This window comes from uncultured Fibrobacter sp., assembly GCF_946062555.1.
In the GTDB taxonomy this organism is placed as follows: domain Bacteria; phylum Fibrobacterota; class Fibrobacteria; order Fibrobacterales; family Fibrobacteraceae; genus Fibrobacter.
The window spans coordinates 24,988-49,337 of the sequence record NZ_CAMGVQ010000026.1 but is presented as its reverse complement, the minus strand read 5'-3'; the positions used below and the strand labels follow the sequence as shown (position 1 = coordinate 49,337).

Here is a 24,350-nt window from a genome sequence, read left to right as displayed (position 1 = left end):
GAACCCTGGCTCTCTGACACCGGACTCGTGGCTCAACATACCCCGGAATAATCACACATCTTAAATAAATTGACATCTCCAATCTATCAGGATGTTCTTTCAAAACTTCTGAACATCCATCATGGATATTTCCCACAGTCGAAAACAATTCAGAAAAACCGCAAGAACAAAAAAATACAAAAGATCCAACAATCCAAAAATTACGATTCATACAAAGAATATTCCTTTCTTTCTAATGACGTAGCAAGATGATGTTAGCTGGCAAATAAACAGAATTATGTTTCCGAGAAACAGCGGAGCCATCTATTTTTTTGTAGGAAAAACTCTTTCGAGAAAGTGTCACTGACTCAAGTTTTACTTCGGTTCCATTTTCTTCAGTTATTAAGTCACCGTCTAAAATAAAACCAAGGCCAGTGTTCCACTTGGCGTCGGAAGATTTTACGAACATTGTAATTGCAGAAGATTTTCCTGATCCTGTGCACTCACTTTTGGGAACAGCATCGCACAATTCAAACATTTCATTCAATGGAGGGACTACCAAACGTTTATTTTTTGCCTTATTTTCAAAACACTGACTATTCTTAGGACAATTTTCAGCCAACAACACCGATAGGCCCAATTTTTTCATACGATAGTCCTTCTTATACACTATCGTATAATAAAAATCTTCTCTTATTTCGTCAAGCAACAAACAGGGTTTCAGAACAGATCAATGTCCGGACTTGATTCCGAGTTTGTTCATGCGATAATTCATCATACGCGGAGACACGCCCAGGTCGCGGCCAGCAGCAGAAAGGTTGCCGTTGTTGCGCTTGATGGCCTCGGTGATGATTTCCCGTTCATAATTGTTCATCATGACATCCAGAGGAGCCATCTTCGAAGTCACCGCGCCGACCGTTCCCGCACTCAGGCTTGTCTGCAGCGAAGGCGGCAAGTTGTAGCTGTGAATGCAGTCGTCGCTTGCGGTAAGCACCGCGCGTTCCATGCAGTTTTCCAGTTCACGCACGTTGCCCGGCCAGTGGTAACTCATGAGCAAGTTGATCGCCGTCGTCGAAAGGCGAACAATCTTCTTGTTGTAGCGAAGGTTCATCTTTTCGATGAAATGTTCCGCCAGCAAGATGATATCGGACTTACGCTTTGCAAGATCCGGCATGGTAATCGGGAAAATGTTCAGGCGGTAGAACAAGTCTTCGCGGAACTTGCCCTGTAAAATCAGCTCTTCCAGGTTACGGCTCGTGGCCGCCAAGAAACGCACATCGGAATGGAGTTCTTCGTTGCTACCCACACGGCTAAAGGTGCGCTCCTGCAAGAAACGCAAGAGTTTCACCTGCGTTTGCATCGTCAGGTCGCCAATTTCGTCGAGGAAAAGCGTTCCCCCGTCGGCAGCCTCGGCGCGACCGATACGGCGGTTCATCGCCCCCGTAAAGGCGCCCTTCTCGTGGCCAAAAAGTTCGCTTTCTACAAGGTTCTCGGGGAGGGCTGCGCAGTTGAGCGTAATGAAGGGCTTGTCCTTTCTTGCAGACAAATTCACAATCGCGCGGGCAATCATTTCCTTACCCGTACCGCTACCGCCGCGAATCAAGACAGTCGCATCGCTCGAAGCCACCTGGCGTACCTGTTCGTAAATCTGCTGCATTTCGCGGCAATTGCCCACGAGTTCGCCGGGGTTGTTCGAAAGCATATCGCGAAGCTTGCGGTTTTCTTCAAGCATGGCCTCGCGTTCATTGTGCAACTCAATGCATTCGTTCGCCGCATCGCCGGTGATGTTTGCGATAATTTCAAGGAGCGCCACATCGCGATCCAAGTCCGTAGAACCGTCTACCGGGCGGTCAATCGAAAGAGTCCCGATGACCTGGCCATCGTGAATCAGGGGCACGCAAATAAACGCCACCTGGGAATCATAATGACGGCTACCCGTGCGGTTCAAGAAGCGGGAATCCTTGCGCAAGTCCGGAATCACGTGACTGATGCCGCGTTCTGCGACATGGCCCGTAATACCTTCGCCCATACGGTAAAGGCCCTTTTGCTTTTCGGATTCGTCAAGCCCGCGGGAGGCTTCAATCTTCAAGGTATCACCAAACAGAAGCGCGAACGTTCCGCGCAACATGCCAAGTTCGGATTCCAGAATGCCAAGGACGTTTTCCAGCAACTTTTCCACATTGCGTTCGTGAATAATCGCGACGCTAATCTTCTGGATGACAGAAATTTCGGAACCTATTGGAGATGGCATGGACATAAGATAGCAAAAGAGGTTTGAGGTGTGAGGACGTGCCTACGGCACTTTGAGGTACGAAAACGATCAGTTATTTTTTTTTGCTCAGAGTGAGCCGACAAGGCGAACGACCTCATAGCTCAAAGCCTTGCATAGCAAGGCGAGCTCAGAGCCTTTCCTTTATTCGCTGGAGAGCGACTTTCGTGCGCTCGTAGTCACCGAAGGCGGTCAAGCGGAAGTATCCTTCGCCGCAGGGGCCAAAGCCGCTGCCCGGGGTACCCACGACTTCGCAGGAGGCAAGCAGGCGGTCAAAGAAATCGAAGGATTTTTCGCCGTCCGCGATTTTCCACCAAATGTACGGGGCATGTTCGCCACCGAACACCGTGTAACCGGCGGCTGTCAGTTCCTTGCGGATTACGCCTGCGGTACGCATATATCCCGCAATGACTTCTTTTGTCTGTAACCAGCCCACCGGCGAATAGATCGCCTCGGCAGCACGCTGGGTCACGTAGCTTACGCCGTTGAACTTGGTGCACTGTCTGCGGTTCCACATGGCACGGAGTTTCGAAAGTTCGTGCGGAATCACCGTATAGGCGCAGCGCACGCCCGTAAAGCCGGCCGTCTTGCTGAAACTGCGGAATTCAATGGCGCAAGTGCGCGCCCCCGGAATTTCAAAGATGGAATGCGGCAGGGTTTCGTCCTGGATGTAGCAGTTATAGGCGCCGTCGAACAGAATCAATGCTCCGTTTTCGTTTGCGTAGTTGACGAACTTCTGCAAAGTTTCGCGGCTAAGGACTGTACCCGTGGGGTTGTTCGGGCTGCAAAGGTAAATCAGCTGCACCGGTTCCTTGGGCAAATCCGGCTGGAAATTGTTATCGGCGGTAGAAGCCAGGTAGGTTACCTTAGAAAAATGTCCGTCACTTTGCAACACGCCAGCACGGCCAGCCATCACGTTGGAGTCCAAATAGACCGGGTAAACCGGGTCCGGAATCGCAATCTTTACATTTTCTGTAAAAAGTTCCTGGATATTTGCCACATCGCACTTGGAACCGTCGCTCACGAAGATATCGTTCGGGTCCATTTCGATGCCGCGGGCGGTGTATTCGCCACGAACAATCGCCTCGCGAACAAAATCGTAGCCCTGCTCGGGGCCGTAACCGCGGAAAGTTCCCTTTTCGGCCATTTCGTCCACGGCCTTGTGCATGGCCTTGATGACTTCCGGGATCAAGGGCGTGGTCACGTCGCCAATACCCAGTCGAATGATGTCTGCATCGGGCTTTTTCGCCTGATATTCTGTGATTTTCTGGGCGATCGTCGAGAAAAGGTAGCTGCCAGGCAGCAAGTCGTAGTTAGTGTTGATGATTGATGAATTCATATTTTTTCCATTACGTCATTCTCGACCGAAGGGAGGGAATCCAGCACTGGATCCCGTCTCCCCTCCGCTACGCTTCGAGGATGACACGCTCCAGGATGACAGATCCGAATAACACATTTAAATAGTTCCTTTAAATACTTCTTCTGCGGGGCCAGTCATCAGAACGGGGCCACCTTCTTCGTGCTTGATGTGGAGAACACCGCCGTCGAGGATTACGTCGGCTTCGACGCCCACGCGGCCCGTGCGCTGGGCCGCAACGAGGGTTGCACAACTGCCGGTGCCGCAGGCCATGGTGACTCCGCAACCCCGTTCCCAAACCCGCATGCGGATTTGGGTGGGCGCCGCTCCCGCAGCGGGGATCACCTGGGCAAATTCAATGTTGCAACGGTCGGGGAACTGTTTATCCACTTCTAGAATGCTCCCCCACTTTTCTAGCTGAATCTTTTCGATGTCATCCACGAAAATCACCGCGTGCGGATTCCCCATCGAGACCGTCTCGGCGGTAAAGTCGAAGCTGTCTGCCGTGAGCTTGATCGAGCCCAAGAAGTTTCTCGGAAGTCCCATATCCACGCACACGCGACCGTCATCTAAAAGCGCGGGCTTCACCAAGCCGCTTTTGGTATGCAAATTAAACACTTTAGTATCAACGTCTTTTGCAAGACCGCGGCTGCGAATGTACTTTGCCACACAGCGAGTGGCGTTTCCGCACATGGCCGCTTCGGAACCATCGGCATTAAAGATGCGCATTTCAAAATCAACACCGTTCGGTGCTGATTTCGCAGCAGGCCCCACGCTAGCTCCGACGCCCGTACCGCCGAGCACCAGACAACCGTCGTTATCCATCGGAGTTACAATCACCACTCCATCGGCACCGATACCGAAGCGACGGTCGCAAAGCTTGACGACGCGATCTGTAAAGGCGGCACCGTATTCAGGAGTCTGTCCCGGTTCATACAACACGAAATCGTTACCCAATCCGGTCCATTTTGAAAAATTCAATGACATATATTACTCACCGTGTATTTTGTTCGCACTCTATTTTTATTCGCCCCCTATTTGCAAAAAATGTGCCAACTTTACAAAAATTGTTAAATCCATTCAAAACCGCCATTTTCAGCACAAATAAGCTAATTTCAAAAATTTTCTAATTTACATTTATTGTAAAATCCACACCCTTATTTTACATATTTTGTAAAATACTTTGTCATAGTATGTAAGTCTCCGTTCTAGACACCCAGGGGGCGACGCGGCAGATTCTCACTTAATCAACCCCAGCCCTTTTTTCTAAATTACGCGCATTATGGCAAGAATTAAAAGCGCACCGAACCTCGTCTGGATGGACCTCGAAATGTCGGGGCTCGAGCCGGAGAGGGACGTTATCCTCGAAATTGCGACAATCGTCACAGACCCAAACCTGAACATATTGGCCGAAGGACCCGTCTTGGCGATTCACCAGACCGAAAATGTCTTTGAGGGCATGGACGACTGGAATAAGCGTCACCACACCCAGAGCGGACTCGTGGAACGTTGCCGTAAGTCGACACTCAGCATGGCCGACGCCGACAAGATGACCCTCGACTTTATCAAGCCCTTCACCACCGAACGCGGGAACGTGCTCTGCGGAAATTCCATTACGCAGGACAGGCGTTTTCTGTACAAGTACATGCCGCGGATTTCAGGCTGGCTCAACTACCGCAATATCGACGTAAGCTCCATCAAGGAGCTGACTTTCCGCTGGTACCCCACGCTACCCGAATTCGAGAAGATGGAAAAGCACCAGGCCCTTGACGACATCCGCGAAAGCATCGCCGAACTCGAATACTACCGCAAGACGATTTTCAAGACAAGTTTATAAGTTTTTTTTCAAGATGGATTTCAACAAGTACCCCCGTCACAACTACAAGCCGATTGAACGGCTCCCCTACGCCGTGAGGATGCGTAACCGCATTATTGTTTTTGCAATCTTCATGGGAATCTGTGCCCTGCTGGGCACCTGCATTTTCGGTGGTCACGAACCCGAGAAAATCGAAAACGACACGGAAATCACAACCGAAAATACCAACGGCGACATCGAAGGTTCCCGCACAGACGCCCCCCGCACCGAAGCCGGTGAACAGCAGACACAAGGGGAAATCCCGACCGGGCTATTCCCTAAAGCCGACTCCGAAGACATCGCGAACATGCAGAGTGCCATTGCCGCTTCCGTCGCGCCGACCGAGATGCCCCCCGAAGTCGAAACAATCGACAGCACGCATATCAAAGCGCAGGCCGACGTGTTCCTGGCCGAAAAGATCGACAACCTGTTGCGCCGTTTCCGCCCCGAGCACGCCATCATATTGATGGTGGATCCGAAGAGCAACGAGATTATTGCCTGGGGAGAACGCCGCGACAATCACGTGCAGGAAAAACCGGACTATTTCATCAAGAACACCTTCCCTGCCGCGTCGCTTGCCAAGACGATTACGATTGCGGCCGCCATGGAAAGCAACCGCTACTCGCTCACGAGCCAGATTCCGATGATTGGCGCAAGCCACACGCTTTACCGCAACCAGCTGCGCGTAAGGGACGGATTCAAGGGACCGTTCATCGAGATGCAGGACGCCTACGCAAAATCCGCTAACCCGCCGCTCGCCCTGATAGGCATGAACGTGGGAGCTGACCGCCTGAAATCGGCAGCCAAGAAACTCGGCTACAACATGAATTTTCCCGCCGGGCTTCCCGGGCGCTCCACATACGCACCGCCCGATACCGGCTACGGACTCGCCGAGGCCAGCTGCGGTTTTACCGAAGCGACGACACTCACGCCGCTCCTGGCCGCCGCCCAGGTTCGCGCCATTCTCACGAAACAGCCTCTGGAAATTCCCTGGGCAAAGAACCTCGACAGTTACGCACCCAAGAGCCGTATCGCCCTCGATGTCGGCAAGTTCACCGAAAACACCTACTACGGGCTCCGCGAAGCGATGGTCCGCAGCGTGACCAACGGAACCGCCCGCAAGAACATATCGACCAAGCACATGGCCCGCAAGAATTTCAACGCACTCACCATCGGCGGCAAGACAGGCTCCCTCGACGGACACGACCCATACGGACGCTACGAGTGGTTCATGGGTTTTGCGCAGTCCAAGGAAAACCCGAACAAGGCGGCGGTACTCGTGATTATGCAGGTGCACGACTTGCAGGGTATGCGTTCGCAGCCGGCAACACAGGTCGCCGCGATGCTCTTTAACTACTGGGCTCACCAGAATCTCCCCAAACAAGGAAAATAAAATGGAACCGACTTGGTGGAACCTCATCCCTTCTTATTTTGACGGAACAGCCTTTACGCTCGGGAGCTTCCCGGTGCGCTGGTACGGCATCATGTACATTTTCGCCTTCGTGACGGGCTACCTCACGCTGATGCACGTGAACAAGAAAGAAAAGCTGGGCTACACCAAGGACCAGTTCGACAGCCTGTTCACCTGGATTATCGCAGGCATCATTATCGGTGCGCGCCTCGGCTACGTGTTCTTCTACAAGCCGGGCTACTACCTCGCGAACCCGACCGAAATCATTTTCCCGATGACCCACGATGCGCTCGGCTACCACTTTACGGGTATTTCGGGAATGAGCTACCACGGTGGCATGATCCTCGGAACGATTTTCACCTACATCGGCCTCAAGCGCAACAAGATGAAGGTGTGGGAAGGGTTGAACCTTTGCTTTATGCTTGCTCCGCTCGCCTACACCTGGGGCCGCTGGGGCAACTTCATTAACGGCGAACTTTTTGGCGAAGTCACCACTAGCGGAATCGGCATGTGGTTTCCGCTCGCCCACGACAGTCCCATTACCAACCCGATTCTGCACCATCCGAGCCAGCTTTATGAGATGCTTTTTGAGGGTGTTATCTTGTTTGCAATCTTGTACAACTTAAGGCGCATTCCGCTGTTACGCGACAAGATGCCCTGCCTGTATCTGATGGGTTACGGTTTCTTTAGATTCTTTATCGAATTTTTCCGCAGGCCCGACGCACACCTCGGCCGCATAGACCTGTTCGGCATGAGCCGCGGACAGACGCTTTGCAGCGTCATGTTCCTAACGGGCTTAATCTGGCTGATTGTGCTGATTTACAGGCAGAAGAAGAACGTAGTAGACAGTAGGAAGTAGGACAAATGCGTAAGGCGAGAGCCGCGCTCAAGTTTACTTGAGCATGGCCGAGCCGAGCATTTGGTACTTGGGCGAAGCGACGCCCCCCCCCCTAGATTCCCTCCCGCGTTACACTTGGTCGAGTATGACTTAAATACCAAGAAAAGCGATAGAGTACTAGCAACTCACTGCAAGTTCGCTGATGGCGAGCGCAGGCACCTTCACGCTAGAGAACGGATTGTAGTATTCGTTGCCGACACCAACTACATTCTGAATAATGTCGAAATAGTTTCCGGACAACGTAACGCCATCGACGGGGTGTTGAATCACGCCATTTTCGCACCAGAAGCCATGGGCCCCTATACTGAGTTCACCACTCACGGAGCTACAGCCCGAGCCGCCTTCGAGGCGCACCACCAAGAGACACTTGGGGAAAAGCTTTAAAAGGTCTGCCGACGAGAACACCCCAGCCGGAACGAGCATGTTCCAGAACGCCGTAGACATCTTGGAGCCGAAGTTGCGGGCTCCGTTGCCCGTTGTGGCACGGCCTGCCTTGGCGGCCGTTTCCAGATTATAGAGAGCTTCATTAAAGACGCCTTCCTTGATGACTTCGACACGACGCGTCAAGCAACCTTCGGAGTCAAAGAATACCCTGTGGCAGAAGTTTTCACCCAGAGGATCACTCCAAAGAGAAAGCTTTTCGGAAGCAATCTTCTGGCCTTCTTTACCAGCAAGGCGCGAAGTTCCTTTCTGCATAGATTCCGCAATATACGGCGATCCATACATTCCTATGAAACGTCCCGAAACTCGTTCCGAGAACACGACCGGAATCTTGCCACCTTCAATTTTCTTTGCACCGAAAAGTTCGGTGGCATAAGTGGCGGCCTTGTCGGCGATTTCACCCACGGTGAATTCACTCCAGTCGCGACCACTCTTGACAAAGTTGCCTAGTTTGCTGATTCCACCGCGCACGGCGACCGCACCCGCACCGACCGATACGGAATTATCCTTTTCGGTATAGAAAAGTCCCTTATGGTTAGCGACAATCGAAAAGTCACGATTCAGGTCGGCCCCCAGGTACGGAATATTCTTGATGTCGGCAGAACGCGCAAACGTTTCTTTTTCGAGTTCGATGCAGAAGTCCTTTAGGTCTGCCAATGTAAGCGATTCCAGTGCCGGATTATAATCGTGGCAATCTTCCGGAATCTTTGCAGGAGCAGGAAGTTCAATATCAACTTTTTCGGTCCACTGCGTATGGCAAACCGCATCCTTGATGGTCTGCGCAATAGCCTCTTTCGTCAAGCGTTCCGTATGCGCATAGCCCGGACGACCATCCTTGATGACGCGAATACCGAGTCCTACGGAATCAGAGATTTCAGTATTCTGCACCTGGCCCTGAAAAACAGACAAGCCCTCGGAATGGGAATTCGAGGCAATCACATCAAACTGTTCCGCCTCGCCCTTCGCGAGATCGCACATACAAGAAACAGCATCGGTAATATTCATAGTAAACAGTGGTTAGTGGTTGGTGGCTAGGATTGAGAGACGCGTTTTGCTTTCGACGCGAGCATGCGCCAGTAGGCGGCGGGGCTCCCCGTTACGGATTCAAGCGATTCGGCAAGTTCACGGGTAATTTCAACCGTTCCCGCAATCAAGCCCTCTAGAGTTTCCATCGGAACTCCGATGCGGCGGGCAAATTCCGCCTTGTCCATCTTGAGCCATTCTATGCCTTCTAAAATCGCCTGCCCCGGAGTGGGCGTTCCATGCCTTGCCATACTTTTGCGCCTCCAGCGCAGTTGGTAAAACTTAGTGGATAGAACTTAGAAAATTCAGCATCTAAGTTCTAAGATCTAAGTTCTAAGTTCTAAAAAATTACGTCCTTCCAGCCTTCGGCACCAAAGCGAAGGTCGCGTTCCACAAATTCCCAAATCAGGAGTTTCTTGCCCTTGAGTACGCCCGCCTTGCGGGCGAGTTTTTCACGCACAAGTGTAGAAGCGCCGCCATCGCTCACAATTGAGGACACCGGTCGACTGATATTCCTAGCAAAATGAGCAATCCAGCCAGCGTTTACAGGCGCATCCGTCTGGTAAATACGGCTAAAACTGTCGCCTAGAATCAAAATCTTTGACTTGCGGAAGTCGTCCTTGAATGGAGTCATGGTCGTATCGATTTCAAGCGCCACCGAATCGTCTACATCCAGAAGTCTCGACGCCAGAATACGTTCGTCCATCGCCTGTTGGTACACCACATGGCCCGTTACCTGCTGCGGCTTAAACACATCAAACTTGTTGAGTCCACTCATTTCGCCAATATCGCCCATGCGATCCGCCGAGCTATCGACCGGCACATAGCGCAACGCGCCTGAACCTAGATCAATCACTCCTGCCGCATTCATCTGTAAGACCGAGCCCGCAATTACCGCCGCCGCAAGTTCGGCCCCGCGCGGAGTCCAGTGCGTATCGTCGTCCAAGTACAGCGGGCCAAAACGCTCGTCGTATTTTTTAGCGGCCAAAAACGGCGTATACAAGTCAACCGTATTCAGCCCAAGCGAGGTCAACGAATCAAGAATCATCTTGCCGTGTCCAGGCGCCACAATGGAATCTACGATTCCGGTCAAACGTTCCGGATAAATACTCGGCTTGCCCGGAGTAACGACCACCAGGAGTTCTACGCCCTTCGCCTTGAGTTGATCCCGGAACTTGAGAATCGCCTGAATCGGGTTATCAAGCTTTGCGCTGCGCACATCCAGCGGCGACGGCTGCACCAGGAATTCCACGTCCTGCCGGTAGAAAAGCCAACGGCCCGGACGCTTAGCACAATTATTCTTTTCGGAATCGCAATCGGAACCTAGCACCACCTTTTCACCGGGGTCATTAAAAAGTTTCCAGACGGCGAGCTGGTACTGCGGCCTAAACTTGAGCACTAGCGCATTTTCGTCTTCAACCTTTTTTTCGAATGCTCGCAGGTAACGGCTTGTCCACACGCCATAATGCTTGACGCCACAAATCGCGCGCCAAACCGACAAATGACCAAATTCAGCCACCACAGCCTTCAGCGTTGAATCCACCATCTTGAATGATTCCGGTTCATCTTCAAGGGCGGCCAGCAAGGTATCAGCCAGTTTTAACAACTTGTAGTCAGCCTCGGCCGTATCAAGTTCAGCATAGTTGTTCACCGAAAGCGCAACGGCTTCTAGATCGGAAAGTGCACTGACCACGCCTTCCAGCGACTCGCCCACATCGCCACCACCGGCAATGGATTCACGAGCGGCAAGCCAGGCATCGTTCAACTTGGTGGACAAATCCACCATCCTAGATTCACGCACAAACGGCGTATAAACGATGTCCTTGAAAATATCTAAGCTAACGAACCGTTTTTCGCCGCGTAAATCAGCAACCGTCTGCACCGAAAACGGCAACAACAATAAAACTGCAAAAACGACGACAAAAAAGATATAGATTTTTTTCACAAAAGAAAAAATAAAAAAAAGCTGGCAGCCGAAGCTACCAGCGATATACCCGGATCGCGATTCGAACGCGAGTCTGATCCTTAGGAGGGACCCGTTCTATCCAACTGAACTATCCAGGCAACTAACTATTGGTTTCAATAGAGCGGGCAAAATATAGCAAACAAGCAAAAAATCATCAACTGACCTTTTTTTACATAAACGGAACTTTTTGTACCATTCATTTATTCCAAATCACATAAAAAAATCGCAAAATAATAATTTTGCAAGTTTTTTTTTAGCGGGGAAACACTTGCCTAGACTCAAAAATTTTATATTTTATTTCATAGAACTCTTTGTTCTCCTCCTAACCCCCAAAAAACTAGTCCGGCTCCGCTGGGCTAGTTTTTTTTTGCCTAAACAACCTTTTTTTTGCTATTTTTAAGACATCATGAAAAAGTCAGTACCTATTACGCTGCTCACCGGCTACCTCGGAGCCGGAAAAACAACCCTCCTCAACTTTGTACTCAACAACCAGCAAGGTTACCACGTCGCCGTGATTGTCAATGATATCGGCGAAGTGAATATCGACCAGACGCTCATCGAAAAGGGCGGAAACATCACTAAAGAAGACTCCGGCAAGGTGGTGCCGCTTTCTAACGGTTGCATTTGCTGCAGCCTGAAGACCGACCTTTTGGAACAAATTGCCGAACTTCTGGAAATGAACAAGTTCGACTATATTCTGATTGAAGCCAGCGGCATTTGCGAACCCATTCCTATCGCACAAACTATTTGCATGGCCGCTGCCCATCTCCAGAGCCGCGACGGCCGCCCGTTCCCCTTCCGCCTGGACAACATCGTTTCCGTGGTAGATGTGGCTCGTCTAGCCGACGAATTCGCCGGTGGTCAGAAGCTTTTGTCCAAGGATCTCGAAGAAGAAGACATTGCGAACTTGCTCATTCAGCAGATCGAATTCTGCAACACCATCGTGATGAACAAGGTTGATAGTTTGTCTAAAACCGACCTTGAACACGTGAAGGCCGTGGTTCGCGCCTTGCAGCCCGAAGCCAAGATGATTGAGACGAACTACGGCAAGGTCGACATGAAGGATATCTTGGACACCAAGCAGTTCGACTTCGAAAAGGTCGGCAACTCCGCCGCCTGGGCCAAGGAACTCATGAAGGAAACGTCGCCTGAAGACGATGACGATGACCACGACGAGCATGAGCACCACCATCATGACCACGATGACGACGAGCACGAACATCATCACCACGACCATGAAGATCACAGCCACTGCGACCATGAACACGGCGTGTGCCACTGCGGTCACCACCACGACAAGGATCATCCGCATGGTGACGAATACGGCATCAGCACGTTCGTGTACGAACGCCGCCGTCCGCTGTTTCGTGAACGTTTCAAAGTGTTGCTCGACGACTACCCGACCAGCATTATCCGCACCAAGGGTCTCGTGTGGTTCGAAGACGAACGCGATAACAGCTACCTGTTCGAACAGGCCGGCAAGCAGGCGTCCGCACAGAATTTCGGCCCCTGGTTCGCCAGCGAAAGCGAAGCGGAACAAAAGCGAATTCTGCGCGAAAATCCGGACCTTCTCAAGGTGTGGGACGAAAAGTACGGCGACCGCATTATCCGCCTCGTCTTTATCGGCCAGCACATGGACAAGAAGAAGATTATCGCTGCAATGGATTCCTGTCTCGGAGAATAAATACCGTTCGGCTCTATTGCAGATCAAAATGTGATATCGCCTCACTCGCGCCTCCGCCCCTGTTTAATAACAGGGGCTTTGTGGCTCACATAATAGACCGGACTGGTACACCATCTATTAGAAGAAATCCGCGCCTGAATGAAGCGGATTTTTTCTATCTTTACGCGCGAAAAATTAAGAGGTTATTATGCTTTTCAATTTCGACATGATCCAGGGCGTCTATGCCCGCATTCCCGCCCGCGTTGAAGCAGCCCGCAAGCAGCTGGGCCGTCCGCTCACCCTCGCCGAAAAGATTATCTACAGTCACCTGATCGATGGCGCCGAGAACAGGACTTACGAACGCGGCAAGGATTTTGCCGAATTCCACCCCGACCGCGTGGCCATGCAGGATGCAACCGCCCAGATGGCACTCCTCCAGTTCACCACCGCCGGTAAGGCCCGCGTGGCAGTGCCGAGTTCCGTGCACTGCGACCACCTGATTATCGCCCGCGAAGGTGTCGAAAAGGACCTCCCCCGCGCGAAGGAAGAAAGCAAGGAAGTGTATGACTTCCTCCAGTCCGTGTCTGCCAAGTACGGCATTGACTGCTGGCTCCCGGGTGCTGGTATCATCCACCAGGTGGTGCTCGAAAACTACGCCTTCCCGGGCGGAATGATGATCGGTACCGACTCCCACACCGTGAACGCCGGCGGCCTCGGCATGCTCGCCATTGGCGTGGGCGGTGCAGACGCCGTGGACGCCATGGTCGGCCTCCCGTGGGAACTCAAGTACCCGAAGATGATCGGCGTGAAGCTCACCGGCAAGCTCCAGGGCTTCGCTACTGCTAAGGACATTATCCTGAAGCTGGCTGGCATCCTCACCGTTAAGGGCGGCACCAACGCCATTATCGAATACTTCGGCGAAGGCGCTCGCAGCCTCTCCGCAACAGGCAAGGCGACGATTGCGAACATGGGTGCCGAAGTGGGCGCAACATGCTCCACCTTCAGCTACGACGATTCCATGAGCCGCTACCTGAAGGTCACTGGCCGCGCCGACGTTGCCGCCGCCGCCGACAAGATTGCAGAACACCTGAAGGCCGACCCCGAAGTGGAAGCTGAACCGGAAAAGTACTTTGACCGCGTCGTGGAAATCAACCTGAGCGAACTAGTGCCGCACTTCAACGGCCCGTTCAGCCCGGACCGCGCTTTTGCCGTGACCGACATGGCAGAAAGCCTCAAGGCCACCGAAACCAAGCCGGAATCCACTCCGGTCGTAAGCGCCGCCCTCATCGGCAGCTGCACAAACTCCAGCTACGAAGATTTGTTCATGGCCGCCAACATGATCAAGCAAGCCCTCGCAAAGGGTCTTAGCCCGAAGTGCCCGCTCCTCATCAACCCGGGGAGCGAACAGGTGCGCTACACCGCCGAACGCGACGGCCTCATCGACTTGTTCAAGCAGTTCGGTGCAACGATTATGACGAACGCCTGCGGTCCTTGCATTGGCCGCTGGGACCGTGCAGGTGCCGACAAGAAGGAACTCAACACCATCGTCCACAGCTTCAACCGCAACTTCGCCAAGCGCGCCGACGGCAACCCGAACACCCACGCCTTTGTGGCTAGCCCGCTCATGGCCGTGATTGCCGCCCTCTCTGGCGACATCCGCTTCAACCCGATGACCGACACCCTCGTGAACAAGGTCGGCAAGGCCGTGAAGCTCGACCCGCCGGAACAGTGCGAACTTCCGCCGAAGGGCTTCGAAGTCAAGGACGCCGGTTACCAGGCTCCCGCCGAAGACGGTTCCAAGATTACCGTTTCCATCAACCCGGAAAGCAAGCGCCTCCAGGCCCTCGCACCGTTCGCGGCTTGGGACGGCAAGGACATCGCCGGTGCCCCGCTCCTCATCAAGGCCAAGGGCAAGTGCACCACCGACCATATCTCCATGGCCGGCCCGTGGCTCAACTACCGCGGTCACCTGGAAAACATTTCCAACAACATGCTCATCGGCGCCGTGAACGCATTCAACGGCGAAACCAACAAGGTTCTCTGCCAGTGCGGTGAATACAAGGAAGTCCCCGAACTCGCGAAGATTTACAAGGCCAAGGGAACGGGTTCCATCGTCATCGGTGACGAAAACTACGGCGAAGGCTCCAGCCGCGAACATGCCGCCATGGAACCGCGCTTCCTCGGCGTGAAGGCCGTGATCGTGAAGAGCTTCGCCCGCATCCACGAAACGAACCTCAAGAAGCAGGGCATGCTCGCCCTCACCTTCAAGAACGCCGCCGACTACGACAAGATCCAGGAACAGGACGTGTTCGACATCGTTGGCCTCACCAAGTTCGCGACCGGTTGCGAGTTCACCCTCGTTGCCCACCACAAGGATGGCTCTGTGGATAACATCGCGCTCAGCCACACCTACAACGAACAGCAGTGGGCATGGTTCAAGGCGGGTTCCGCCCTCAACCTCATCCGCGCGAACAACAAATAAGTTTATCGAAAAATTTTTTCGATTTACACCTCATGTAAAAGATTTTCGCCATTCGCGAAAATCTTTTTCATATTATGTTAAACTTGGCGAAAAGGCTCAAAAAAAATTTTTTTTGACAGCTTTTTTAACCTATCCAACAAATAAAGTCCTTTTTATATTTGCCTTGTCCGCTTTCCCGCTTGCACCCGTACAGGTGGGCAATGACCATCGAGGTAAGGAAAGCACACATTCCAGAGAGGCGTTATGCTCGACGAATTGCACGAAGAATGCGGCGTCATCGGCATCTATAATGGCGATACCGTCGTAAGGAATATTACCATGGGGCTTTACGCCCTGCAACACCGCGGTCAGGAAAGTGCCGGATTCGCAGTCACCGATGGGGAAAAGATCCGCGTCCGCAAATCCATGGGACTTGTATCCACCCTGCTCCGCGAACACAATATCGACGAATTCGACGGTTTTGCAGGCATCGGACACGTGCGTTACAGCACCACCGGAGCCTCCACGCTCGCCAACGCACAACCGATTCTCGTAAGTTGCAAATGGGGCCAGATTGCAGTCGCCCACAACGGCAACATCACGAACGCCGCCGAGCTCCGCGCCGAAATGGAAGCCGACGGACACATTTTCCAGACCACCTCCGATTCCGAAATTCTTCTACACGAAATAGCACGCACCCAGGCCGATGACCTGGGTGAAGCCATTAAGAAGGCTATTGCAAAATTTACCGGTAGCTTCTGCCTCGTCTTTATCAGCAAGGATTCCATGTACGTGGCCCGCGACGGCTTCGGTTTCCGCCCGCTCTCGCTTGCCCGCATGGGCAAGGCCTGGTGCGTTGCCAGCGAAACATGCGCCTTCGACCTGCTCGGAGCAAACTACGTTCGCGACATCCAGCCCGGTGAACTCCTGACGATTACAAAGAACGGGCTCCATTCGGAACGCTTTACGCACAAGGACCGCCTCGCCCACTGCATTTTCGAATACATCTACTTCAGCCGCCCCGATTCCAAGATATTCGAGCAAAGTTGCGACAAGATCCGCCGCAAGATGGGCAAGCAACTTGCCAAGGAATGCCCCGTCGACGCCGACATCGTCATCTCCGTTCCCGACAGCGCCACCACGGCGGCATTAGGTTATTCGCAGGCCAGCGGCATCCGCTTCGAAATCGGATTGCTCCGTAACCACTATGTGGGCCGCACCTTCATCGACCCGACACAAAATGTGCGCGAGCAGAAGGTCAAGCTCAAGTTCAACCCAATCGAGGGCGTCCTCAAGAACAAGCGCGTCTGTGTCGTAGAAGATTCCATTGTACGCGGCACGACCCTCAAGATTCTTTCCAGGATGCTCCGTGACGCGGGCGCGCTCGAAGTGCATATCCGCATCGCATCGCCACCTGTCGCACACCCGTGCTTCTTCGGTATGGATTTTCCGAGCCAAGGCGAACTCGCCGCAAGTTCCATGACACCCGAAGAAATTGCGAAGATGCTCGGCGTCGAAAGCCTCGGCTACTTAAGCGTCGAAGGCATGAAGGAATGTACCGGCGAAGGCGAAAACTACTGCGCCGCCTGTTTCGACAACGACTACCCCGACTACATCGGCAGCGATTCCAGCAAAACAAGGTGCGGGTAAAAATTTACCGTTAAAAAATAAAAGGCGAGAGATTCATTCTCTCGTCTTTCTTCTGTAGTTACAAAGAGCCGTTCTTTCGTCTAAATTTGGTTATAAGTCCACCTGACGTGATCCATCATGAAATCATGCGCATCGAAGGCCAGTCCGAACTGGTCCTTGATTTTGCTGACATCGAAAAGCATCGGTTCATCACCCCAGCCCAGATCCGTTTCGACAATCTTCGACTTGCAGCCGGGCTTCTGGGAAATCATCATTTCGGCGATTTCCTTCCAGCTCATCCACACTTCACCGAGACCGAGGAAAATCTCCTCATTCTTTTCGGATTCAAGCAAGCTCAGGTAAAGCTGCGCCTGCTGACTGGCATGGATAAACTGCGTACCGTCATTCTTGATGACATTGATATCCTTGTTTTCCTTGACGGCCTGAGCCATGGCAAAGAATCGGCGGTCCGGTTGGCTACAGCCATCGGGCCAGGCGGGATTGCCAAACGTGTACCCGGGGCGAATAATGTTGCGGGTCATCTTGACTTCGGGGAACTGCGTCCCGTAACCGTGCGTAAAGCCGAGGACAAAAGCTTCACCCGCGGCCTTGGTAGCACCATAAAGATCCATCGGCAGGTTGCTCGTGATTTCGCGCATCGTAGGACGCATACGGCCCATGGCAGCGGTGCTACTCGTGTAAATAAACTTCTTGCAGCCGGCCTTTGCTGCATTTTCAAGAAGCATAACCGTCGCACGTGTATCGTTCATCATCATGGCACTCGGGGTATCGCCCCAGCCGAGCGCAATATGGATACAGGCGTCACAACCATGCAGGCCCTCGGCCATGGCATCGAAATCAGTCAGTGCACATTCTACAAAAGAAACATTGGGCATCGCCATGAGCGTGGGCACCTTGTTCGGATGCCTCGTGGCAATAACCACCTCATGGCCTTTTTCCAGAATGGCCTTGACGACGTAGTGACCAATAAAACCTGTTCCACCAGTAACGAATACACGCATAACAACCTCTTTTTCCCTAAAATACAAACCTTTTAGGATCAAGGCAACCCTTTTTTTGTGCAAGATTTCTAAACCCGCCAAGCAAAGGGCACACCTTATAAAACACGAACAAACCGACACACTCAGTGTATCGGCCTATTCAAAAGTTTCGGCAACTTGCCGAGATTCGCTAATTAAGCGAGGCTGTTGACGACCTTAGCGGCCTTAGCCTTGTAGTTAGCGGCGCGGTTGGCGCAGAAACCGGCACGACCCTTGGCGGCAGCCTTGTCAAGCATGCTGAACAGAGCCGGCATAGCCTTGAGGGCTTCTTCCTTAGAGGTTGCAGTACGCACAGCCTTGAGTGCGGTACGGATAGCAGAACGAGTCGAACGGTTCATGGCGTTGGCCTTTTCAGCCTGACGCAGACGCTTTTTGCAAGATTTGTGTTGAGGCACCTTATTATCTCCGGGTGAAAACCTACTTAAAAATGTTGGCACAAAGTTAGTAAATTATTCAAAGATTTCAAGGGGTAGTCAAAAAATTCTAACTTTGGAGGCATGATTCCCTTCGTAAACCTCACCGGACAGCGCGAAAAATACCGTTTTGAACTCGAAAATGCCGAACAGGCGGTGCTGGACAGCGGATGTTTTATCGGAGGGCCACAGGTCGAAGCCCTGGAAAACGAGCTTTCGGACTTCCTGGGCGGGTGCCACGTCCAGACCTGCGCAAGCGGGACCGACGCCCTGACGATAGCCCTGACGGCACTCAGACTACAACCGGAAGACGAAGTCATTGTTCCCGATTTTACCTTTATCGCTCCCGCCGAATGTGTCGCCTTTCTTGGAGCGACCCCGGTATTCGCCGATATTGACCGCGAAACCCTGCAAATTTCCCCCGAAAGCGTCCGTTCGCTGATCGGATCGAAAACCAGGGGTATCATCGCCGTTGACCTTTTCGGACAATGCGCCCCCTTCGAGGAATTAAGGAAAATCGCCAACGAGCACGGGCTTTGGGTTATAGAGGATGCCGCCCAAGCCTTCGGCGCCACCGTCCGTGAAGCAGGAAACGCCAGCAAAGCATGCACCTTCGGCGACATATCCATCACAAGTTTCTACCCGAGCAAGCCCCTCGGCTGCTACGGGGACGGCGGGGCACTCTTCACCGCGAGCAAAGAGCTCGCCGACAAAATGCGCATGATAGCGAACCATGGGTCTTCGGGTAGGTACTGCCACGAAATCATCGGGATCAACAGCCGATTGGACGCCCTGCAAGCAGCCGTCCTCCGGGTCAAGCTCGGGCACCTATCCGAGGAACTCCCCGTTAGACAGCAGAACGCGCAAAAATACGACCATTTTTTCACGGTTTACAACCGAACTGCACCTGACGGACAAAAGATTCTGTTGCAGAAAATCGCCCCAGGCAACACGAGCACTTACGCGCAGTACACCGTGCTCGCCGAAGACCGTGATTCGTTCATTGGCAAGATGAAGCAAGCCGAAATCCCCTACTGTATCCATTACCCCATGCCGCTGCACAAGCAGCCCTGCTTTTCGAAGGGGAACGAGCAACTCTGCTCAAATGCGGAATGGGCTTCGAAACACGTCGTGAGCCTCCCCGTCTGCGCCTTTACAGACGTAATCGGTATTATAGACAAATTAATACCAAATTTTCAATAAACAGTTCAAATCCGCCTGCAATTTAGGGCGTGAATCGCAGTAGGTTTACTATAGATAGCCCTAATATTTTCTAAATTGCGTGCCACTATGAGTATTTCTATCCCTCAGTTGCCCAAGGGCACACGCGATTTTTACCCGGAAGCCGAGCGCATCCAGAACTACATTTTTGACACCTGGCGTAGCGTCGCCGAATCTTTTGCCTACGAAGAATACGAAGGCCCGATGTTTGAACATCTGGAGCTTTATACGGGCAAGTCCGGCGAAGAAATCGTAAGCCAGCTTTACAACTTTAAAGACAAGGGCGACCGCGAAATCGCGCTCCGCCCCGAAATGACCCCGACGCTTGCACGCCTCGTAATCCAGAAGGCCCGCGAACTCAAGAAGCCTTTCAAGTGGTTCAGCATGCCGCGCCTGTTCCGTTACGAAAAGGCGCAGAAGGGCCGCCTCCGCGAATTCTTCCAGCTGAACATGGATATTATCGGCACCGAAAGCATTTACGCCGAAGCCGACCTGATGGCAGCCATTGCTACCATGCTCCGCAAATTCGGCCTCAAGGACGGCGAATTTGCGATCGGCGTTTCTAGCCGCAAACTTTTGGCCACCTACCTCGAAGAAATCGGCGCCCCGAATCCGGCGCTTGTTTACCCGGTGCTTGACCGCCGCTTAAAAATCGGGCCCGAAGCGTTTGCCAAGGCATTGGCCGATGCAGGTCTCAGCGAAGACCAGGTGAAAAAACTCGACGACTTCATGAGCTGCAAGAGCATCGAAGAAGTCAAGGCCAAGGTGCATAGCGAAAACGCGACTGCCGCCCTCGCCGAAATCGAAGACCTGTTCGCAACGCTTACCGCTGCAGGCTACGGCGAATGCGTGAACCTGGACCTCAGCATTGTTCGCGGCCTCGCCTACTACACCGGCATCGTGTTCGAAGTGTTTGACAAGGGCAAATCCATGCGCGCCATCGCCGGCGGAGGCCGTTACGACAGCCTCACCGAAAAGCTCGGTGGCGAACGCATCCCCGGAGTCGGATTCGGCATGGGCGACGTGGTGCTCGCCGACTTGCTTGCCGAGCACAAGTTGCTCCCGAGCCCCAAGCAGAGCGTAGACTTCTACATTGCAAGCTTTGGAAACGACATGAAGAAGGTGTTCGAAACCGCCCAAGTGTTCCGCAACGCCGCAGGTAACACGAACGCCAAGCCGTTCTCGGTCGCACACCCGCTCGCCGCCATGAAGATGGGTAAGCAACTGGACCAGGCCAACTATCAAGGCGCCAAAATCGTCGTGTACGTAGACGGTTCCAAGGCCGCCGAAGGTGAATTCGAATACAAGGACATGCGCACCGGCGAAATGTTCGTCGGAAACGTTGCAGCGATTATTGACCGTCTATGATGTCCCCTTTAAAAGTTCTCTTATCCATCATCAGCCTGTTCGCCGTGCTGGGGCTAATCGCCCTGATTTACCCCGACGGCGGCATCCATGTCGGAGATTACACGCTCCGTTACCCGAAGCTCACCGAAATCTTCGAGAAACAGAACTCCGCTACGGGGGATTCGCTTGCGGATTCTTCGGCGGCGGACCCCGAAGATGCCATTCGAGAAATGATGGAAGCGACCAAACGGAAGGAATTTGCAGCCTTCAGCGACTCGCTCAAATTCTACGAGGACTTTTTTAGAAAGGGCAAGACCCGTTTCGACTTGCCGAACAACGATCCGACTTGGTTCGACCGTTTCTTCTTGCATCTGGAATTGGCGAGCCTCGATTCGAACGTGGTCCACATCGTGCACTACGGCGACTCGCAGCTCGAAGAAGACCGCATTTCGGCGACCATCCGCGAAGACTTGCAGGACGAGTTCGGCGGCGCAGGCCCCGGCATGATGCCGCCGATTATGACCGTACCCTCGATGACGACGAGCCACTCCAATTCCGGAGCCCTTTCGCGTTACATCCTGTTCGGCCCCAAGGAAGATGAAGCGGACCACAGCCGCTACGGACCGCTAGCCCAGCTCGCGAAACTCGAAGGCGAAGCCGCGATTACAATTCAGAAGCGCAAGGAACGCAAGAACGCGTTCAGCCACGTAGGCGGCTACAGCACCGTCAAGATTCTGATGAACAAGGGCGCGCACCTCAAGGCGAAGCTCAACGTGAACCAGACTTTTGTAGAAGTCATCGGTGAAGATGACGAAGGCAACCCGAAAGAAAAGCGCACGACCAAGGTGGTCGACGCAGGCGAGCCCACCGTCGAGATCTACAACAAGCTGAAGGTCTACACCTGGAAACTCAAGGACACGACCTCGATTGCCAAGATGTACCTTTCCGGTAACGCCGAAATCTACGCCATTGCGGCAGACGGAGCCTACGGTGTCGCGGTTGACAATGTCGCCATGCGCGGATCTTCGGGCACGATTTTCCACCGCATTGACTCGGAACTTCTTGCGGAATCTTACAAGGCGATGAACGCCCGCCTGATTATCATGGAATACGGCGGCAACCTCGTTCCGGGCACGAATTCCGGCAACATCGAATGGACAAAGAAAATTATCACCCGCCAGATTCAAGCCATTCAAAAGGCGAACCCCGATGCAGACATTCTTTTCATCGGCCCCGCCGACATGGCACGCCAAAAAGACGGGCAATGGCAAACTTACGCCGGGCTTAACATGACCATCAAGGCACTCCGCGAAGTGGCCCTTGATAACGGCGCCGCCTACTGGGATATGCACCGCGTCATGGGTGGAAACGGATCGATGATCAAATGGGTCAACAAGGAACCCGCACTCGGTTTCACAGACCACATCCACTTTACCCGCAGGGGTGCGGCCTACATGGGAGACCTTTTCTGCGCAGCACTCCGCATGCACTACGACTACTTCAAGTTCCGCGATCGCCATCACATCAGCGACGAAAAACTGAAAGACATCCACGAGTGGAAAAAAAGCGAAAAGGATAGCGCAAAGGAGAAAAGCAAGTGAAGCGTCTCTTCCTTCTTGTGATATTCATCGCATTGGTCGCCACGAACGCCCTCGCAGGCGAGACAAAGCAACCAACCGCACCAGGAGCATATTCCATTGACCTGTCACGCTACGACTTTATCGATTCTTCGCTGAACGTAATCCAGTACCCCAAGGGGAACGCCGCGTTCACGCCGTTTTTCAATAAGTTGGACACGCTTGTATTCGAAAATAAGGGACAAGTCCGCATCTTGCATGTCGGCGGTTCGCACCTGCAGGCGGACGTGATTTCCGGACGCATCCGCGAGCACTTTATCAAGGAATATCCGGGAGCATCCGCCGGTCGCGGTTTCGTATTCCCCTACTCCGCGGCACGCACCAACACGCCCGCCAGCTACGCCAGCTACTATAAAGGCATCTGGGACATGAACAAGAACGTGCAACGCGAAATCAAGAAGCCGCTCGGACTTCTCGGCATCGCAGTCAGCACCTCCGACCCGCGCGCCGAAATTTCAATTCTTCTGGACAAGTACAATTCGACACCGCTCTGGGGCGAAACCAAGTTCCGCCTGTTCGGCTATAGCGACGCAGGCGATGTCATTCCCGTGCTGCGGGTCGATTCAACCGATATCTACGGCACGCTGGATACCGCAAGTCAAAGTTACATGTTCACCTCCCCGCGACCGATTGATTCCATACAAATTGCATTTCGCTGGATGGATTCGTTACAGCAGGCGACTGTTGCGCAGTTTATTACCGACTCCCTGTTGCAGGATTCCATCGCCCGCGCCGTCGAGGACTCGTTGAAAAAAGCGAATGGAGACACACTCGCAAACGACAAACGTGGTTCGGCAGGCTCGCCGACCTCAAAAATCGAAACCGATGCTCCTGCCAAGATTCCCAACAACATAGCGATACCGCAACCTGATGTTGCCCGAGACTCCATGTTCCAGGGAGAATGCGACGTTCTCGACACAGCCTGCCTCGCTCTCGAAGAAGCGAAGAACAAGGCTGCAAGCAACGGTTCCCGCAGCTGTGCCAACATGGCGAAGAAGTCCTCCGTCAACTACGCCGAAGGCGAACTTGATTCCACGAACATCGCCGAAGAGCACTGCATCGCCGACACCATCGCCGTTCCCGATTCCGTGAAAAAGAACGCCCGTCCGCGTTTCACGCTCACCGGCATTCTCACCGAAACCGACGCTCCCGGCATCACTTATACGGCCGTGGGAATCAACGGAGCCAAGGTTCATGACTATTTCGAAGAAGTCTGCCCGCTGTTCGAAAAACAACTCGCCTACTACAAGCCCGACTTAGTCATTTTCGCCATCGGCATCAACGACGCCAACGTGCAGCACTTTAACGACAAGCAGTTCAAGGACGATTATGATAAGCTGATTGCCCGCATTAAGAACGTGAACCCGAACGCAGCGATTATCTTCGAGACCAACAACGATATGTACCGCAAGGTCAAGAAGAAACGCTACGTGCAGCACCCCAATGGCGACATCGCCCGCAAGGCGTTCTTTGCACTCGCCGAAAAGCACCAAGCCGGCGTCTGGGACAAGTTCAGCATCATGGGGGGCTTGGGTTCCATGGCCAAGTGGGAAAAGGCGGACCTCGCCAAGGCCGACAAGGTTCACTTCAAGCTTTCGGGCTACAACCTGCTCGGAGACCTGTTCTACAAGGCTATCATCAACAGCTATCAGGAACACATCGCAAATTTACCCGCAGAACCTAGACGAGAGAACGCGCCATAGGCGCTGACGAATGTTG

At 53.1% G+C, this 24,350-nt stretch carries 20 protein-coding genes and 1 tRNA gene; 10 read left to right on the top strand and 11 right to left on the bottom strand.

Annotated features, from left to right (window positions below; translation table 11 throughout):
* From Q0P86_RS09410 to dapF, 5 genes are all read right to left on the bottom strand, one after another.
* Positions 1–211: hypothetical protein (locus Q0P86_RS09410; RefSeq protein ID WP_295038998.1), on the bottom strand; the 211-nt coding region annotated here is incomplete at its 3' end.
* Positions 212–232: 21 nt separating this feature from the next.
* Positions 233–628, bottom strand: coding sequence for a hypothetical protein (locus Q0P86_RS09405; RefSeq protein ID WP_291023288.1), 396 nt, complete (start codon positions 626–628; stop codon positions 233–235).
* 81 nt (positions 629–709) lie between these two features.
* Complete coding sequence (locus Q0P86_RS09400) at positions 710–2,230, bottom strand: sigma 54-interacting transcriptional regulator (RefSeq protein WP_295038995.1); 1,521 nt, start codon at positions 2,228–2,230, stop codon at positions 710–712.
* A gap of 148 nt (positions 2,231–2,378) precedes the next feature.
* Positions 2,379–3,587: an LL-diaminopimelate aminotransferase gene (locus tag Q0P86_RS09395; protein ID WP_295038993.1), complete on the bottom strand. Its 1,209-nt coding sequence runs from the start codon at positions 3,585–3,587 to the stop codon at positions 2,379–2,381.
* A 117-nt stretch (positions 3,588–3,704) separates the two neighbouring features.
* Complete coding sequence (gene dapF, locus Q0P86_RS09390) at positions 3,705–4,592, bottom strand: diaminopimelate epimerase (RefSeq protein WP_295038991.1); 888 nt, start codon at positions 4,590–4,592, stop codon at positions 3,705–3,707.
* 295 nt (positions 4,593–4,887) lie between these two features.
* On the opposite strand from dapF, the gene orn reads away from it, so the two are divergent.
* The 3 genes from orn to lgt are packed head-to-tail and all read left to right on the top strand — an operon-like array spanning position 4,888 to position 7,730.
* The gene (gene orn / locus Q0P86_RS09385; RefSeq protein WP_290991195.1) at positions 4,888–5,442 is read left to right on the top strand and encodes an oligoribonuclease; all 555 of its coding nucleotides are present in this window, start codon (positions 4,888–4,890) and stop codon (positions 5,440–5,442) included.
* Positions 5,443–5,455: 13 nt separating this feature from the next.
* Positions 5,456–6,853, top strand: a complete 1,398-nt coding sequence (locus Q0P86_RS09380) for a penicillin-binding transpeptidase domain-containing protein (protein ID WP_295038989.1) — start codon at positions 5,456–5,458, stop codon at positions 6,851–6,853.
* Position 6,854: 1 nt separating this feature from the next.
* On the top strand, positions 6,855–7,730 hold the full coding sequence (gene lgt / locus Q0P86_RS09375; RefSeq protein WP_290991200.1) for a prolipoprotein diacylglyceryl transferase: 876 nt from the start codon (positions 6,855–6,857) through the stop codon (positions 7,728–7,730).
* Between the two features lie 156 nt (positions 7,731–7,886).
* On the opposite strand, the gene Q0P86_RS09370 is transcribed toward lgt, so the two are convergent.
* The 4 genes from Q0P86_RS09370 to Q0P86_RS09355 form a co-directional block, all read right to left on the bottom strand.
* Positions 7,887–9,215: a TldD/PmbA family protein gene (locus Q0P86_RS09370; RefSeq protein WP_291023231.1), complete on the bottom strand. Its 1,329-nt coding sequence runs from the start codon at positions 9,213–9,215 to the stop codon at positions 7,887–7,889.
* Positions 9,216–9,241: 26 nt separating this feature from the next.
* On the bottom strand, positions 9,242–9,484 hold the full coding sequence (locus Q0P86_RS09365) for an XRE family transcriptional regulator (protein WP_290991204.1): 243 nt from the start codon (positions 9,482–9,484) through the stop codon (positions 9,242–9,244).
* An 89-nt stretch (positions 9,485–9,573) separates the two neighbouring features.
* The gene (locus Q0P86_RS09360) at positions 9,574–11,178 is read right to left on the bottom strand and encodes a hypothetical protein (protein WP_295038986.1); all 1,605 of its coding nucleotides are present in this window, start codon (positions 11,176–11,178) and stop codon (positions 9,574–9,576) included.
* A gap of 46 nt (positions 11,179–11,224) precedes the next feature.
* Positions 11,225–11,297, bottom strand: a tRNA-Arg gene (locus Q0P86_RS09355).
* 308 nt (positions 11,298–11,605) lie between these two features.
* Here Q0P86_RS09355 and Q0P86_RS09350 point away from each other — a divergent pair.
* From Q0P86_RS09350 to purF, 3 genes are all read left to right on the top strand, one after another.
* Entirely contained in the window at positions 11,606–12,883 is a 1,278-nt protein-coding gene (locus Q0P86_RS09350) for a GTP-binding protein (RefSeq protein ID WP_295038983.1), read from the top strand.
* 187 nt (positions 12,884–13,070) lie between these two features.
* Positions 13,071–15,344, top strand: coding sequence for an aconitate hydratase (locus tag Q0P86_RS09345; RefSeq protein WP_294984273.1), 2,274 nt, complete (start codon positions 13,071–13,073; stop codon positions 15,342–15,344).
* A gap of 243 nt (positions 15,345–15,587) precedes the next feature.
* Entirely contained in the window at positions 15,588–16,973 is a 1,386-nt protein-coding gene (gene purF, locus Q0P86_RS09340) for an amidophosphoribosyltransferase (protein WP_295038981.1), read from the top strand.
* An 80-nt stretch (positions 16,974–17,053) separates the two neighbouring features.
* Here the strand turns inward: purF and Q0P86_RS09335 are convergent, their stop codons facing one another.
* Both Q0P86_RS09335 and rpsT read right to left on the bottom strand, forming a co-directional pair.
* Entirely contained in the window at positions 17,054–17,974 is a 921-nt protein-coding gene (locus Q0P86_RS09335; RefSeq protein ID WP_291023225.1) for an NAD(P)-dependent oxidoreductase, read from the bottom strand.
* Between the two features lie 173 nt (positions 17,975–18,147).
* Complete coding sequence (rpsT, locus tag Q0P86_RS09330; RefSeq protein ID WP_072978925.1) at positions 18,148–18,408, bottom strand: 30S ribosomal protein S20; 261 nt, start codon at positions 18,406–18,408, stop codon at positions 18,148–18,150.
* 102 nt (positions 18,409–18,510) lie between these two features.
* On the opposite strand from rpsT, the gene Q0P86_RS09325 reads away from it, so the two are divergent.
* The 4 genes from Q0P86_RS09325 (at position 18,511) to Q0P86_RS09310 (ending at position 24,334) form a co-directional block, all read left to right on the top strand.
* The gene (locus tag Q0P86_RS09325; RefSeq protein ID WP_295038979.1) at positions 18,511–19,629 is read left to right on the top strand and encodes a DegT/DnrJ/EryC1/StrS aminotransferase family protein; all 1,119 of its coding nucleotides are present in this window, start codon (positions 18,511–18,513) and stop codon (positions 19,627–19,629) included.
* An 87-nt stretch (positions 19,630–19,716) separates the two neighbouring features.
* Entirely contained in the window at positions 19,717–21,015 is a 1,299-nt protein-coding gene (hisS, locus tag Q0P86_RS09320; RefSeq protein WP_294111770.1) for a histidine--tRNA ligase, read from the top strand.
* Complete coding sequence (locus Q0P86_RS09315) at positions 21,012–22,595, top strand: GDSL-type esterase/lipase family protein (protein ID WP_294111768.1); 1,584 nt, start codon at positions 21,012–21,014, stop codon at positions 22,593–22,595. Before hisS ends, Q0P86_RS09315 begins: the two co-directional genes overlap by 4 nt.
* Positions 22,592–24,334 carry a GDSL-type esterase/lipase family protein gene (locus tag Q0P86_RS09310; protein WP_294984285.1) on the top strand — a complete coding sequence of 581 codons (1,743 nt, stop codon included), beginning with the start codon at positions 22,592–22,594 and terminating at the stop codon, positions 24,332–24,334. The genes Q0P86_RS09315 and Q0P86_RS09310 overlap by 4 nt, the downstream gene beginning before the upstream one ends.
* Positions 24,335–24,350 lie beyond the last annotated feature (16 nt).

Bases quoted from the DNA above. Each gene is read 5' to 3' on its own strand.
- Q0P86_RS09405 (WP_291023288.1), bottom strand. From the start codon at position 628: ATGAAAAAATTGGGCCTATCGGTGTTGTTGGCTGAAAATTGTCCTAAG.
- Q0P86_RS09400 (WP_295038995.1), bottom strand. From the start codon at position 2,230: ATGCCATCTCCAATAGGTTCCGAAATTTCTGTCATCCAGAAGATTAGC.
- purF (WP_295038981.1), top strand. From the start codon at position 15,588: ATGCTCGACGAATTGCACGAAGAATGCGGCGTCATCGGCATCTATAAT.
- Q0P86_RS09370 (WP_291023231.1), bottom strand. From the start codon at position 9,215: ATGAATATTACCGATGCTGTTTCTTGTATGTGCGATCTCGCGAAGGGC.
- Q0P86_RS09350 (WP_295038983.1), top strand. From the start codon at position 11,606: ATGAAAAAGTCAGTACCTATTACGCTGCTCACCGGCTACCTCGGAGCC.
- Q0P86_RS09315 (WP_294111768.1), top strand. From the start codon at position 21,012: ATGATGTCCCCTTTAAAAGTTCTCTTATCCATCATCAGCCTGTTCGCC.
- Q0P86_RS09395 (WP_295038993.1), bottom strand. From the start codon at position 3,587: ATGAATTCATCAATCATCAACACTAACTACGACTTGCTGCCTGGCAGC.
- Q0P86_RS09345 (WP_294984273.1), top strand. From the start codon at position 13,071: ATGCTTTTCAATTTCGACATGATCCAGGGCGTCTATGCCCGCATTCCC.
- Q0P86_RS09325 (WP_295038979.1), top strand. From the start codon at position 18,511: ATGATTCCCTTCGTAAACCTCACCGGACAGCGCGAAAAATACCGTTTT.
- Q0P86_RS09335 (WP_291023225.1), bottom strand. From the start codon at position 17,974: ATGCGTGTATTCGTTACTGGTGGAACAGGTTTTATTGGTCACTACGTC.
- Q0P86_RS09365 (WP_290991204.1), bottom strand. From the start codon at position 9,484: ATGGCAAGGCATGGAACGCCCACTCCGGGGCAGGCGATTTTAGAAGGC.
- hisS (WP_294111770.1), top strand. From the start codon at position 19,717: ATGAGTATTTCTATCCCTCAGTTGCCCAAGGGCACACGCGATTTTTAC.
- orn (WP_290991195.1), top strand. From the start codon at position 4,888: ATGGCAAGAATTAAAAGCGCACCGAACCTCGTCTGGATGGACCTCGAA.
- lgt (WP_290991200.1), top strand. From the start codon at position 6,855: ATGGAACCGACTTGGTGGAACCTCATCCCTTCTTATTTTGACGGAACA.
- Q0P86_RS09380 (WP_295038989.1), top strand. From the start codon at position 5,456: ATGGATTTCAACAAGTACCCCCGTCACAACTACAAGCCGATTGAACGG.
- dapF (WP_295038991.1), bottom strand. From the start codon at position 4,592: ATGTCATTGAATTTTTCAAAATGGACCGGATTGGGTAACGATTTCGTG.